12 protein-coding genes are annotated in these 14,133 nt (G+C 63.4%); 2 read left to right on the forward strand and 10 right to left on the reverse strand.

Going from position 1 to position 14,133, the window contains the following annotated elements; genetic code table 11:
- Positions 1 to 903 precede the first annotated feature (903 nt).
- Positions 904 to 2,499, forward strand: a complete 1,596-nt coding sequence (locus NFI08_RS22005; RefSeq protein ID WP_349591482.1) for an arylsulfatase — start codon at positions 904 to 906, stop codon at positions 2,497 to 2,499.
- A gap of 113 nt (positions 2,500 to 2,612) precedes the next feature.
- Here NFI08_RS22005 and NFI08_RS22010 read toward each other — a convergent pair whose 3' ends face one another.
- From NFI08_RS22010 to NFI08_RS22030, 5 genes are all read right to left on the reverse strand, one after another.
- A complete protein-coding gene (locus NFI08_RS22010; protein WP_261392059.1) occupies positions 2,613 to 3,506 on the reverse strand; it encodes a DMT family transporter in 894 nt (297 codons plus the stop codon).
- Positions 3,507 to 3,678: 172 nt separating this feature from the next.
- The gene (locus tag NFI08_RS22015) at positions 3,679 to 4,716 is read right to left on the reverse strand and encodes an Ldh family oxidoreductase (RefSeq protein WP_253552834.1); all 1,038 of its coding nucleotides are present in this window, start codon (positions 4,714 to 4,716) and stop codon (positions 3,679 to 3,681) included.
- 29 nt (positions 4,717 to 4,745) lie between these two features.
- Complete coding sequence (locus NFI08_RS22020) at positions 4,746 to 6,077, reverse strand: TRAP transporter large permease (RefSeq protein ID WP_045992516.1); 1,332 nt, start codon at positions 6,075 to 6,077, stop codon at positions 4,746 to 4,748.
- Positions 6,074 to 6,589: a TRAP transporter small permease subunit gene (locus NFI08_RS22025; RefSeq protein WP_108133679.1), complete on the reverse strand. Its 516-nt coding sequence runs from the start codon at positions 6,587 to 6,589 to the stop codon at positions 6,074 to 6,076. The genes NFI08_RS22020 and NFI08_RS22025 overlap by 4 nt, the downstream gene beginning before the upstream one ends.
- 93 nt (positions 6,590 to 6,682) lie before the next feature.
- Positions 6,683 to 7,747, reverse strand: coding sequence for a type 2 periplasmic-binding domain-containing protein (locus NFI08_RS22030; RefSeq protein ID WP_349591483.1), 1,065 nt, complete (start codon positions 7,745 to 7,747; stop codon positions 6,683 to 6,685).
- Positions 7,748 to 7,980: 233 nt separating this feature from the next.
- Between NFI08_RS22030 and NFI08_RS22035 the strand changes: the two genes are divergently transcribed.
- Complete coding sequence (locus NFI08_RS22035) at positions 7,981 to 8,583, forward strand: helix-turn-helix domain-containing protein (protein ID WP_052704543.1); 603 nt, start codon at positions 7,981 to 7,983, stop codon at positions 8,581 to 8,583.
- Between the two features lie 168 nt (positions 8,584 to 8,751).
- Here the strand turns inward: NFI08_RS22035 and NFI08_RS22040 are convergent, their stop codons facing one another.
- The 5 genes from NFI08_RS22040 to NFI08_RS22060 all read right to left on the reverse strand — a co-directional run bounded on the left by NFI08_RS22040 (position 8,752) and on the right by NFI08_RS22060 (position 13,880).
- On the reverse strand, positions 8,752 to 10,056 hold the full coding sequence (locus tag NFI08_RS22040) for an amidase (protein WP_349591484.1): 1,305 nt from the start codon (positions 10,054 to 10,056) through the stop codon (positions 8,752 to 8,754).
- Positions 10,057 to 10,097: 41 nt separating this feature from the next.
- Positions 10,098 to 10,886 (reverse strand): sulfite exporter TauE/SafE family protein, encoded by a 789-nt coding sequence (locus tag NFI08_RS22045; protein ID WP_349591485.1) that lies wholly within the window; start codon positions 10,884 to 10,886, stop codon positions 10,098 to 10,100.
- Between the two features lie 113 nt (positions 10,887 to 10,999).
- Positions 11,000 to 11,980, reverse strand: coding sequence for an ABC transporter substrate-binding protein (locus NFI08_RS22050; protein WP_349591486.1), 981 nt, complete (start codon positions 11,978 to 11,980; stop codon positions 11,000 to 11,002).
- 230 nt (positions 11,981 to 12,210) lie between these two features.
- Positions 12,211 to 13,041 (reverse strand): ABC transporter permease, encoded by an 831-nt coding sequence (locus NFI08_RS22055; protein WP_349591487.1) that lies wholly within the window; start codon positions 13,039 to 13,041, stop codon positions 12,211 to 12,213.
- On the reverse strand, positions 13,038 to 13,880 hold the full coding sequence (locus NFI08_RS22060; RefSeq protein WP_349591488.1) for an ABC transporter ATP-binding protein: 843 nt from the start codon (positions 13,878 to 13,880) through the stop codon (positions 13,038 to 13,040). Before NFI08_RS22060 ends, NFI08_RS22055 begins: the two co-directional genes overlap by 4 nt.
- Positions 13,881 to 14,133: the final 253 nt, after the last annotated feature.

Here is a 14,133-nt window from a genome sequence, read left to right on the forward strand (position 1 = left end):
AAAACACTCTAGATTTTACGTCACGATTTTCTTCCCTTGTCAGTTCGACAACTAAAAAAAACCACGCTTCCATCTTTCCATAAGCGAGTACACGCCGGCCTTTACGCACGTCGCTATAACGCCATAACAAAAAATTATCACCTTTTGATAAAAACCCCGATTGGCCGAATTCAAGTGCTGATGTTGTGGGTCGAGATCACCGCCCGAAGAACAGCCGATAGTTGCTGCGCTTGCAGGATGCAGTGCACGGCCCTGTCGCTGGGAGGGGGCCGGGAGAGAGGGCTGGGAGCGCTCGTAGCGATGCGAGATAGCCGAGGCGTCTCGTACTCGAGGGAGGCTCGTCGCTATGCAAAAAACATCACCCGGCCAAGGGCCGGGTGATCGAAGGGGACTTTCGCTGGAGTGATCCACCACTTGCTCCACGGCCTATTCGACCGCTTGCTCCACTCTCTACTCCACTGCCTACTCCACCAGCAGCGCGGCCTCCTGGCCGATGCGCTCTAGGGTGGTGTCGCCGGCACCGGCGACGCTCAGGGCCAGCGCTTGTTCGCTGTCTGCGCCGCTGTCACTGCCGCCACAGCGCCATTGGGATGATCAGCCCAGCAGCCTTCGAAGCTCGAATGATCGCATAGACCGGTGTCCACTTTTGTTGGGCAAGATCAGGAAGCACCCGCCTGGCGATGGAGCCCAGGCCGTTATGCCTTTCGGGGGATGGCGCCCTCCCACCTCACTCGCCACACTGCGACCACGCCCGAGCAACACGCCAATGCTGCACATCCTGGCACCACCCGACGGATACCGGGAAGACATCAGGCGCCAGACAGCGTCCTGCTTCAGTGATCACATGTCTCCCCTGGCACCGCGGCCCTCTTCTTTCCCTGGGCCCGACACATGGAGTGGAAAATGAGGACTTCCATCGCTGCGACAATGCTGACCGTGGCCCTGTCGGCAGGCCTGTTGGCGGCCAAGGCCCCCATCGCCATGGCCAGCACGCTGTCCCGGGCGGTGGCGGAAAACGACCATCGCCAACCGGCCATTCCCCACCCCCAGCAGCAGGCTGCGGCCGCCCAGGCACTGGCGGACTTCGAGGCCCGCGCAGGCCAGAAGCCTAATATCCTGCTGTTTATCGTCGATGACCTGGGCTACGGTGACCCCGGCGCCTTCGGTGGCGGTGAGGCCATCGGCGCGCCCACCCCGCATATGGACCGGCTGGCCGATGAAGGCCTGATGCTGACGTCGACCTATTCGCAGTACACCTGCACGCCCACACGTGCGGCCATCTTTACCGGCCGTCTGCCGGTGCGCACCGGCCTGATCCGCCCGATCCTTGCCGGCGACAGCGTCAGCGTGAATCCATGGGAAGGCGAGACGTCCATTGCAAGGCTGCTGTCGAACCAGGGCTACTACAGTCTGCTGGTGGGCAAGTGGCATATCGGGGAAGAAGAAGGCATGCGCCCCCACGATGTGGGCTTCGACGAGTTCTACGGCTACTACCGGGCGCAGAAGGAATACACCCAGCGCTTCGATGAGCGTCGCTATCCCGACCTGGTACTGGATGACGACAAGCTTGAGCGCTACGACCGGATCAAGGCCGATGACAACCTGATCCACGGCCTCGCCGACGGCACCACCGAGGTGGTCAGCCAGGTCAGCTCCATCGAGGACATGGCCGAGGGTGACGCCCGACTCAGGGACTACACCGTCGACAGCATCCAGCGGCTGTCGCAGCAGGACGCGCCCTTTTTCATCACCCACGCCTTCATGAAGGTGCACGCCGATAACTGGCCATCGGAGGCGTTTCGCGGCGCCAGTCCATCGAAGTATCCCTACAAGGACGCCGTCGTCGAGGTCGACAGCTATATCGGTGACATCGTTCAGGCGCTGGATGACAGCGGCGAGCTGGAGAACACCTTCATCTTCGTCACCTCGGACAATGGGCCCCAGATGGATAGCTGGCCGGACAGCGGCTACACCCCCTTCCGTGGCGCCAAGGGCACCACCTGGGAAGGCGGCGTGCGGGTCCCGGGCATCGCCTACTGGAAGGGCATGATCCCGCCCGGCCAGCGCTCCGACGGCCTGTTCGATCTGATGGACCTGTTCAATACCTTCGCCACCCTGGGCGGCGCCGAAGACGGCATCCCTCAGGACCGCTACATCGACGGCATCGACCAGACGTCCTTCCTGCTTACCGAGAACGGTCAGTCCCACCGCGAGCAGGTCTACATGTGGCTGGGCAACCAGTTCACCGCCCTGCGCATGCGTGAGTACAAGATGCATACCGCCGTGGTGCGCGCCGACGATGGCCTGCGCTGGATCGACATGGCGACGGTGGAAAGGACCGCCCTGGCCCCTTGGCTGTTCAATCTCTACATCGACCCCAAGGAACAGATGACCGTCGGCCACCGACGCAACGCCTGGCAGGCGTCCATGGTGGCCGAAGCCGGCGCCCATCGCGCTACCTTCGAGAAATTCCCGGCCAAGAACATCGGACTGGAGTAGCCCGGGCGCCGGGCTCAAGGCCCGCAGCGCCCCTCGCAGGACTGGTCTCTGCCAGGTCGGCAGACGGTGAAGACCGTGGCGCCGACAACGTCCGCGCTATCGAGGCGACTTGCCTACTCTGAGGCTGTCGCCGCACGGTGCTTGAGCAGGCTGATACCGGTCACCGCGCCGAGAATCAGCAGCATGCCCCCGACCTGAGGCAGGGTCAGGCTCTCGTCCAGCACGAACAGCCCGAACAAGGTCGCGGTGACCGGTTCGACCATGGCGACGATGGAGGCCATGGTCGGCAGCGTATAGCGCACGCCGACAACGTAGCAGAAGAACGACAGTGCGCCGCCCAGCACACCGACCAGCAGAAACAACGAAACGTCAGCGGACGCCGGCACCGAGGCCAGCGTCGAGAAATCCGCCAGCGGCAGGATCAACAGGGCGGCGGTGGCCAGCGCCATCGGCAGCGCCGCCGTGGCCGAGCCATGCAATGCCGCAAAGCGAAAGCCGAAGATGAAGAAGGCGTAACCGACGCCTGCCAGCAAACCGGCGGCAATCCCGAACGGCGTCACTACCCCGGCGTCGGCACGATAGATGCCGGTCAACAGCACGATACCGCCCATCACCACCGCCATGGCCAGCCACTGCACCAGTGACGGACGCTCGGCCCCGGTGAGGAAGGACACGACGAACACGAAGATCGGCGCGCTGTACATCAGGGTCGCCGCCACCGCCACACTGCTCTCGCTGATGCTGATGAAGTAAAAAGTGAAGTTGGCGGCGATACCGCACCCGGCGAGCATCGCCCACATCACCATCCGGCGGTTGACCGTCGGTCGCCCGCGCCGCCACCAGGACAGCGCCAGCCACACGAGCATCACACCCACCCCCACCAGCGCCCGCCAGAAGGACACCGCCTCAGGCGTCCAGTCGCGCTGCAACAGCAGGCTGCCGAAACCGCCGGCGAGCCCCCACTGCAGCGATGCCAGCATCACCAATAACGTCCCTGTCATTGCCATGACATGCCCTCGCTTCGAACAAATGAGCTCTCGATTGGGCGTCGCTGCCCAACCGTACCCCAGCGTAGGAAATGATCACGGCGCGTCCTAGAGGCGCGGCAATGACTTCGTGTAAGCCTCATGTACCTTCGGTCTGGCGGCGACACCTTCGGCTAAGGCGCCCCGTGTCACCTCACGCCAGCAGCGCCTCGATATCATCGAGCAGCGCCTGGGGCACCCAGGCGCCACGGGATTCACTCAGCGCCCGCTCACGGTAACGACGCTGGGCCGGCAAGCGTGCGCCCTGGCCCAGCAGCTCGTCGAACAACCGCTCGGCCCTGTCCATGTGCGCTTCGCTGGTGGCGCCTGCGGTGCGCGCCGGGTCGATGGCGATGATCAGTTCGCCGTGGTACGGAAGTCCTGCGCGACCGGCGTCGTGCTCGCTTGACTCGACGCTCAGCAGGTCACCGATCATCGGGCCGGCGATCAGCTCGACCATCAGCGCCAGTGCCGACCCCTTGTGCTGACCAAACGGCAGCATGGCGCCGTGATCCAGCACTTCTTCGGGGTCGGTGCAGGGCGCCCCGTCGCGATCGACCCCCCAGCCCTCGGGGATCGGCTTGCCCTCGCGGCGATGCAGCTCGATGTCGCCCCGGGCGATGGCACTGGTGGCAAAATCGAACACCAGCGGCTCGCGCCCGGGCCTGGGCCAGCCAAAGGCCAGCGGGTTGGTGCCCAACAGCGGACGACTGCCGCCGTGGGGCGCCATGTAGGCCTGGGTGGGGTTACAGGCGATCGCCACCAGGCCCTGTTCCGTCAGCCGCTCGAGTTCGACCCACAAGGCGGTGGAATGCACGCAGTGATTGATCGCCATCAGCGCGACCCCGGCGTCGCGGGCCTTGTCCACCAGCAGCGGCAGCCCCAGCTCGAAGGCCAGCGGTGAAAAGCCACCGCCGGCATCGACCCGCACCACCCCGGCGGCCACGTCTTCGACCTCCGGGACGGCGTCGGCGACCGCCGCGCCCTGGCGCAGCGTCTGGACGATCCCCAGCAGACGGTAGAGCCCGTGTGAGTGGCTGGCATCCATCTGCGCCGCCACCAAGGTCTCGCCGAGGGCCCTGGCCTGCTCGGCACTGAAGCCCTGGTGCTCCAGCACGCGGCGACTGAGCGACATCAGCGCCTCGCGGGTCAGGTAGGCCCCGTTGTCGACGGTGGTGTCGGTGTCCTTCATGGGGGCGTCTCCTTTGTCAGTGTCCGGGGTCATTTCCACGAGGGGCCGCTCAACTGCTCGGGTAGCCACAGCGCCAGCGACGGGAAACTCAGTACCAGTGCCAGCACCACCAGCTGTACCACGATAAAGGGCACCACCCCGATGTACATGTGCTTGAGCGTCACCTCCGGCGGTGTGATCGCCCTGAGGTAGAAGATCGACGGTGCCAGCGGCGGCGTCAGATAGCTAGTCTGCATCACCACCAGGAAGGCCACGCAGAACCAGATCTCGTCGAAGCCGAGTGCACGCACGATGGGCATGGCCACCGGGATGACGATCAGCACCACCGAGATCATGTCGAGCACGAAGCCGGCCAGGAAGGCGATCAGCAGGATCATGCCGAGGATCATCCAGGGGCTCATGCCGGTGTCCATCAACAGCGACTGCACCGTGGCCATGCCACCGGCGGCGAAGAACACCCCGGCGAACATGTTGCCCCCCAGCACGATCAACAGAATCATCGCCGAGATATTCAAGGTCCGCTTGGCCGAGTTCCACAGAACGTCCAGCGTCAGGTTGCGATAGGCCAGCGCCAGCACCACCGATCCCAGGGCGCCGCAGGCGGCCGCCTCGGTCGGCGTGGCGATGCCGAGCAAGATCGTGCCGAGCACCGTCATGATCAGCGCCATGGTCGGCAGCAGCGCACCGAAGGTCATCTTGAGCTTCTCGCCGAGGGTCGCCCGCTCGGCGTCATCCTGCGCCATGCGCGGTGCCATCTCCGGCTTCAAGTAGGCGATCAGCACGATGTAGAGCAGGAAGAACAGCGCCATCAGGAAGCCCGGGAACATCAGGCCGCTGAACAGCGACCCCACCGAGACGCTGGCCACCGGGCCCAGCACCACCACCGTTATCGACGGCGGGATCGCCGTCCCCAGCGAGCCGCTGGCACAGATGGTGCCGGACATCAGCGACTTGCTGTACTGATGCTTGAGCATGACCGGGATGGCCAAGAGCCCGATCACCGCCTCGGTGGCACCGACCACGCCACTGGCCGCGGCGAACAAGGTCCCCATGACCACCGCGCCGACGCCCAGTCCCCCCGGCAGCCGACGGGTCCAGAAGTGGATCGCCGTGAACAGCCGCTCGGCGATACCGGAGCGCTCGAGCATGGCGCCCATGAAGATGAACAGCGGCACCGCCGCCAGGATCGAATTGGAGGCGGTGTCCTCGATCTTGGTCAGCAACTGATAGGCGGCAGCGTCACCGAACTGCATGATGCCGAACAGCGTCGCCACCAGAATCATCGAAAATGCGATCGGAAAGCCGGCGATGATGAAACCGATCAAAGCCGGGAACATCACCAGCGCAAGATAGTCGCTCATGCCGCGCCCCCCTGTTCGGGCGTGCGCCCTTGCATGATATGAACCGCCTTGAGGATCTCGGCCACGACCTGCAGCGCCAGCAGCACGAAGCCGGCCCACCAGGTCAGAAATACGGGCCAGATCACAGGGTTCCAGGCCGAGCGGCCGGAGCGTTCATTCGAGGCGAAGGCCTCCAGCGCATACTGCCCCAGCTCCCACACCAGCCAGCCCAGCACCGGCAGAAACAGCAGGTAGCCGACCAGGCGCACCGCTGCGTTGGTGCGATCCGACCAGCGCAACGTCAGCAGATCGACGCTGACGTGCTGGCCCAGGCGCAGGGCGTTGGCCATGCCCAGCATGAAGATGGCACCCATGACCATGTAGCTGACCTCGAAGGCCCACAGGGTCGGGCGGCCCAGCACGTAGCGGCTGAACACCTCATAGACCAGGGCCGCGATCAGCGGAAAGGTCAGCATGGCGCCCAGCCCTCCCGCCAGGCGGGTCAGCCGCTCGATAGCGTGAATAAGCTTCATCTCGTTTGCCCACAGGTGGTGGTAAAGACAGCGGCCCGACCAGGCAGCAAGGGGGTTAGCTCCTGCTGTCTGGCCGGGCCGCAAGGCGTGTGGTCAGTCGCGACCCATGGCACCGATCGGCAGGCGATACTGCTGCCAGTTGGTCATGCTGGCCTTGAACTCACGCTGGGACTCGAGCACCCGGGCAAACCACTCGTTGCTCTCGGCGTTCTCGTCTTCCCACTTGCGCGTTTCTTCATAGATGGCGTCGATGAACGACTGATCCAGCTGGACGATCTCGTTGGGGCCGTCGACCAGCTCCTGGTAGGCCTCGAGGTCGGCGTAGGAGCTCGCGAGCCAGGAGTCGAACACGCTGAGCTTGCCGGCCAGACGCAGTAGCCCCTGCTGTTCGGCGCTCAGCGCATCCCAGGCGTCCTGGTTGACCTGGCACTCGAGGAAGCCACCCGACTGGTGCACGCCGGGCAGGATCACGTACTGCGCCACGTCCTGGAAGCCGGTGGGCTTGTTCATCTCGGGGCTACCCCACTCGGCGGCGTCGATCACGCCACGGTCCAGGGCGTTGTAGATCTCGCTGCCCGCCATGACCACGGTGGACGCACCCAGCTGGGAGGCGATCTCGGCCCAGGCGCCGGAGGTACGCAGGCGCAGACCCTGGAAGTCTTCCAGCGTCTCGACCTTCTTGTTGGAGTGCAGGAAGATCTCGGTGCCCAGAATCGAACAGGGAAAGGCCACCACATCGAAGACGTCACGGCGGAACTCTTCATACAGCTCCACGCCGCCGCCCTCGTACATCCACATCATGAACTCTTCCGGCGTCAGGCCGCTGGAATGCCCGGCCAGCAGCGCCGCGGTGGGATCGGTGCCGTAGTCGTAGTTGACGTAGTTGTGGCTGACCTCGGCCACCCCGGCCTTGACCGTATTGGTGACCCGCAGCGCGCCCCCCAGGGTGCCACCGGGGAACACCTCGATGGCGATGTCGCCGGCCGTCAGCTGGTCGACGTAGTCGGCGAAGGTCTGGGCATCGCGCTCAAGCCAGGGACCGCCGCCCCAGGGAGTCGCCATCTTCCAGTTCATTTCCTCGGCACTTGCACTCAGCGAGGCACCCGCCAGCGCGGCCGCCAGGGCGACACCGCCCGCCAGTCGATTCAGTTTGTACATTATTATCCCCATTGGATTTTCTTGTGGAAATTCGGAGCGCAATGACCGTGCTGGCAAGCGCTTTGGCAACCCCGGGATCACGCCGGAGCACCCGCTCACACGCACACACCTTGCTATTGTCGCGTTCGTGAATGAGGATTGCATATACGCAATATTCAGTCAAAACTATAAAAAAAGACCAATAATCAACGCTTTTTCTTGAAAAATTCGAGACAAAGGCGTCGGAGGCCAGCATGAGCGACACCGTCACCCCGCCCCCACGCGTCAGGGAGCGCCCGCGCAAGGCAGGTTCCATCGGCACCAACCTGAAGGCACTCAGAAGCGATAGGGGCCTGACCATCGCCCAGATGGCCGAGGCCTCGGGCAGTTCCGCCGCCAGCATCTCGCGTATCGAGAACGGCCGGCTATCCCCGACCTACGACGTGATCGTCAAGCTGGCCGCGGCCCTGGAGGTCGATGTCAGCGAACTCTTCTATCACAACGAACGCAGCGCCCTGAGCGGCTGGCGCACCCTGACCCGGGCGGGCCAGGGGCCGGTGGTCGAGACGCCCAACTATCGCTTCGAGCTTCTGTGCAACGACATGGTGGCCAAGGACTTTCTGGTGTTTTCCACGACGGTGCTCAACACCAGTATCGAGGAGTTCGGCGAGTTGCAGCGCCACGCCGGACATGAGCAGATCGTGGTGCAGCAGGGTGAAGTGGAGGTATGGACGGAGCACTACGAACCGACCCGGCTCAAGGTCGCCGACAGCATGTCCTTCGACAGCCAGATGGGCCACGCGGTGATATCGGTCGGTGACGAGCCGGCGCGAATACTGTGGATCTGTACGTCCTGAGGGGCCCGGCAGCCGTAGGCTCGTCCCGATATCGAGCCCCATGCACACTGCGCCGGCCCGGGACAAGCGCCGGCGTGGCCGGCCACACAGGGGCCGACCACGCTCGTCGCCCGTAGCGCTTGCGTGCAGGCAGACGAGCGATGGCTCCAGTGCGAGCGACGCCAGGCATCAAGCCGACAGCGCTGGCTCCCGTTCGGCAACGGCCACGGGCTTGAGCCCGCCAACCAGACCGGATGCCAGCGAAAGCAGGTGCTCATCGGCCCAGCGATCGGCGATCAACTGCACACCGATGGGCATGCCATTGCTGCCCTGCCCGATCGGCAGGTTGAGACAGGGCACCCCCAACAGGGTCCAGGCACGGCAGTAGAGTGGATCGCCTGTGGCCTCCAGCCCCAACGGCGCCTCGCCCGTGGCGCTGGCTGCCAGGATCGCATCGACCTGGGTGTCGAAGATCTGCGTCAGCGTTTGCCGGACACTGGCCACGGCACGCATTGCCTCGCAGTAGCGCATCCAGCTGATGTTGCGCCCTTCTTCGATCAGCTCGACCAGCTTGGGGCCCATCTGATCCGCGAATCGGTCGTACTCACTGGCCAGGGTGCCCGCGGACTCGTAGGCCATAACCACCCGCTGATGTTCGACCAGTTGTTCAAAGTCATCACCGAGCGCCAGCGGCACGATCTCGGCACCGGCCTCTTTCGCCAGCGCTTCGGCGTCGGCAATCACCTTCTGCACGTCGGGCGCCAGTGGCTGGCCTGCCGGCAGGCTGAAGGTGCCGATGCGAACGCCGGCAAGGCTTTGCTGCGGGGCGATCTCGGCCGCACCGGTCAGACTGGTGAATACCGTACAGATGTCGCCGATGCTGCGCGCAAACCAGCCGAGGGTATCCAGCGATGGGGCGAAGCCCCTGACGCCTGCGGTGCTCAGGGTATTGAACGTCGGCTTGAAACCATAGACGCCGCAATAGCTGGCCGGACGAATCATGCTGCCGGCGGTCTGCGTGCCGAAGGCGATGGGCACCATGCCCGCCGCCACCGCGGCGGCGGACCCACTGGATGAGCCGCCCGGCGTACGCGCTTCGTCGTGGGGATTGCGGGTCTTGCCCGGGGTGAAATAGGCGAATTCCGTCGATACCGTCTTGCCCATGATCAGCGCGCCCTGCTGCTTGAGCAGGGTGACCAGGGACGCATCGACCAGCGCGCCGGCAGAACGCAGGTAGCCGCCGGTTCCCCAGGCTGTCGGCAGTTCCACCGTATCGATGATGTCCTTGATGCCCACCGGCACACCGTAGAGGGGGCGATCCGCCAGCGCCGGATCCAGCGCCGGCGGCGACTCGGCGAGCGCCTCCCAGGCCCCTACCGAGGCCTCGCTGTGTTCGATTGTTGCTGTGCACTCGTGCCACCAGTCCAGCGCCTCGGCGTCGGACTGGTCGAGCCTGTTACGAAAGGCGCCAATGGTGTCAGGACCTGATTGCATATGGATCATCCTCGAGGATTGTTGAAAGCGTTGTTGTGACGTCAGAGGATCAACTTGAGCCCCACCACCAGCATCACCGCGGCAAACAACTGGCGCAGCCGGTGGGGGGGAAGAAAGTGGGCGAGCTTCGCGCCCAGCCGGGCCGCCGGCACACTGAACAAGGCGACGCCGAAGAAGGCCGGCCAGTAGAGGTAGCCGGAGCTACCGCTCGGCAGGCCGGAATGCCCAAGCCCGGTGAACAGGAAGGTGATGGCACCGGCGGCGGCGATCGGAAGGCCACACGCTGCTGATGTGCCGACAGCGTGGGTGACTCCGGCGCCGTTTCGGGCAAGCCAGGGCACGCTGAGCACGCCACCGCCTACCCCGAACAGCGCCGAAAAGGTACCGATGGCGGTGCCCGCAGCGAACATGGCCGGACGACCGGCGCCACTGTCGGCTTCACTGACACCCTTGGACAGCAACATGTGAAGCGCCAGCAACAGCATGAACACACCGAAGTAGCGCTCGAGTTGCTGTGCGTCCAGCTGCTCGGCCACCAGCCCCCCGAGCACCGCACCACACATCAACCCGGGCAGCATGCGCGCGAGCAGATCCAGCGACACCGCCCCCTTCCTCCAGTGGCTGAAGGCCGAGGAGGCGCCGGTCACCACAATGATGGCCAGCGAGGTACCGATCGCCAGGTGCATCACCAGGCCCGCTTCCACGCCCTGATGGGCCAGGGCCAGTGACAGTGCCGGCACGATGATGATGCCGCCCCCGATGCCAAACAGCCCCGCGACCAGCCCCGCCAGTCCACCGACCGCGCTGAAGAACAACAGTGCCGCTAGCATTCACTTTTCCTCCAGCATCGAAGATGGGCGGAGGCCCTCCTCCACCCACCTTCTCGCTTATGGCGTACTCGACGCCCTGTTACGGTGGTCGACGAGCGACCCGGGAACGCGCCTTAGTTCACGACCTTGGCGGCGAAGGAGTCATCGACGATATCTTCGTAGTACATCTCGCCCTGGATGTTGCCGACGAACCGCTGCATCTCGATGGCATTGGTAAAGGCGTCTTCGGTAATCGTCACGCTTTCGGGATAGACGTTGTTGTCGATCATGCGCTGCACCGCCGCGTCGACGACCTCGCCGGAAAGATCGCCGAACTCCTCACGCGCCACCGCCTTGGCAGCATCGGCGTCGGAATGGATCAGCGCCAGGGAGTCATTGATGGCATTGACGAAGCGCAGTACCAGGTCCGGATTGTCATCGATCATCTCCTGGGAGGTGTTGATGGTCGAAAACGCGTACTCGGGATAGTCGTCGGTGAAGGCGTGGATTACCTCCAGTCCCTGGGAAATACCCTGCTCGACCTGAGGCTGGTACGCCACGGCGATGTCGCCACGCCCGGACAGCACCGGCCCCAGCTCCGAGCCATTCTGCACCTCGGTGATGGACACCTCGCCGTCGAGCCCGGCGTCTTCGATCAGCCGCTTGATCAAGGTATTGGACGTACCAGGCGCCAGCCCCACGACGACTTCCTTGCCGGCCAGATCAGCAGGTGAACTGTAGTCGAGATCGGGGCTCGCCAGCACCCAGACAGGGGCGCTGTTGGCCACCGCGCTGATGGCCTTGCCGCTGCCCCCCTGCTCCTGGGCAAAGCCGACATGCTCTGGTCCATGCACGGAGAACTGCGATTCGCCGGCCAGCACCGAGGCCAGAGCCGCCGGTCCAGAGCCCGCCGAACGTACCACCGGGACCTCGATGTTGTACTCGTTGAACAGCCCTTCGTGCTTGGCCACGTAGACCGGCAGATAGAGCAGCGAGTGAAACGCCTCGTTGATCAAGATGGTGTCCATGTCTTCGGCCTGGGCCTGGAACGAAGACACGCTGGCCAGGAGGCCGAGACCGACGACAACTTTCTTGGAGCACGCAAATGAATTCATGATGGTTCTGTTCCTTGTCGTTATATTTTCAGCTTCGGGACTGCACTCACTACTTTCACTACACCTTCAATACTCACTACGCTCACTACCTTCACTTCACTCACTACGCCTTCTACGCTTGCCACACTTGACATGCCTTGTGCACTTGCCACGCCTGTCACTCTTGCCTTTCACCACGCCTATTGCTCGTTATACTCGTCATGCTTTACAGCTTTTTCTGACGGTATTTTCTACTTGTTCTCCCACGGCAACAGACGCTTCTCCACCTTCGAGACCACCACGTAAAGTGCGATAGCCACCATCATCAGGACGATCACGCCTACCCAGACCACATTCAGGTTGAACAGGTTGCCCGCCACGAAGATCATTCTTCCCAGCCCGCGATCGGAAGAGATGAATTCACCACCGATTTCGGCGATCAGCGCAAAGCCGATGTTCAGACGGAAGGCCGAGATGATCCAGGGAAGGGTTGCCGGGGCGACCACCTTGGTAAAGATCTCGCGGCGGGAGCCACCCAGCGACCTCATCAGATTGATCATGTTGCGATCGATCTGATGGGTGCCCTGGTAGGCCGACAGCAACGCCACCACGAAGGTCGCGACGAAGGCCAGCATGATCTTGGAAAACATGCCCGAGCCGAACCAGATGATGATCATCGGCGCCAGGGCGATCTTCGGCAGACCGTTCAAGGCCACCATGAAGGGATCGATGATCCTTGCCGTGGTACGCGAGAACCACAACAGCAGGCCACAGACCGAGCCGAGCACGCTGCCGAGAAGAAAGCCCGCGATGGTGGCAGAGACCGTGGCCAGGGTGTCATCCAGAAGCTGACCCGACTGCAACAGGCGCCAGGCCTCTTCCGCGATGCCTGCCGGCGAGCCCATCAAGAACGGATTGATCCAGCCGAGATTGACGCCCAACTGCCACAGCACCACCACCAGCGCGATGCCCGCGCCACGCCAGAGGTTGTCCGTCAGCAGGATCGAGCGACCGGGCGCCTCGCAGTTTTCCCTGTTGCTGCCCGACTGGATCGTATGGGTGTAGACCTGGGCCTCACTCATGCCGCACCTCCGGCTACCTGGATATCCAGGTCATCCCAGATGCAGTCGAACAACTGTTGATAGCGGACGTCACTGCGTGCCTTGAGGCAGGACCCAAGCTCCCTGGACAGGCCCACGTCGTAGACCTTCTTGACCGAGGTCGGTCGCTTGGTCATGACGGCGACACGATCCGACATGGCGATGGCCTCGCCGATGTCGTGGGTGATCAGCACCACCGTCTTGCGGTGCTCCTTGAGGATCGACACGATCTCTTCCTCTAGCACCAGGCGGGTTTGATAGTCGAGCGCGGAGAACGGCTCATCGAGCAGAATCAGATCGGGTTCGGTGATCAGGGTGCGTATCAGCGCCACCCGCTGACGCATACCTCCCGACAGCGTATTGGGGTACTGATCGGCGAAATCGGCCAGGCCATAGCGCGCCAGTTGCTCCCTGGCCATTTCGTAGCGCTTCGCCTTGGATACGCCTTTGACTTCTAGTCCGAGGCAGACATTGTCGATGATGGTACGCCAGGGAAAGAGCAGGTCACGCTGCAGCATGTAGCCGATCCGCGCCCCACAGACTGGATCGCTCCCCCGCAGCGTGATCTTTCCATCCGTGGGTTCCAGCAGGCTGGAGATGATGTTGAACATCGTGCTCTTGCCACACCCGCTGGGCCCGACGATGCTGACAAACTCTTCCTGTTTGATATCGAGTGTGATGTCTCTTATCACCTCGACGCTGTCATTGCCTGGACTGGCAAAGGTCTTCCTTACCCCCTCGAGCGAGATGACACTCTGGCGCGGCGGAGCGATCGCCTGCGGCTGTTCCAAGGGTAGTGCGTGCGACACCGGGGCATTCATTCGTTACCTCCTGAGCAAGGCCAGTATCCAAGATCATGTGACCTTTACTCAGGCATAACCGGTGCCACAAAAGCGGTTTTCCTTACCAATCAACTCCATAACAAATAATTCATGTACATGAGTCAGATGTATGCCGATTCGCTCACCTCTTTGTGGTGCAGCGCACCATCCCCATGCACCAAGGCGCTCTGCTGACGGATTCGTAAGCTTTCCAGCGCCCTCGCCCCGATTCTAGCCACCTCTCATCGCCCTC

It is taken from the genome of Halomonas sp. EF61 (assembly GCF_040147045.1).
GTDB lineage: Bacteria > Pseudomonadota > Gammaproteobacteria > Pseudomonadales > Halomonadaceae > Halomonas > Halomonas litopenaei.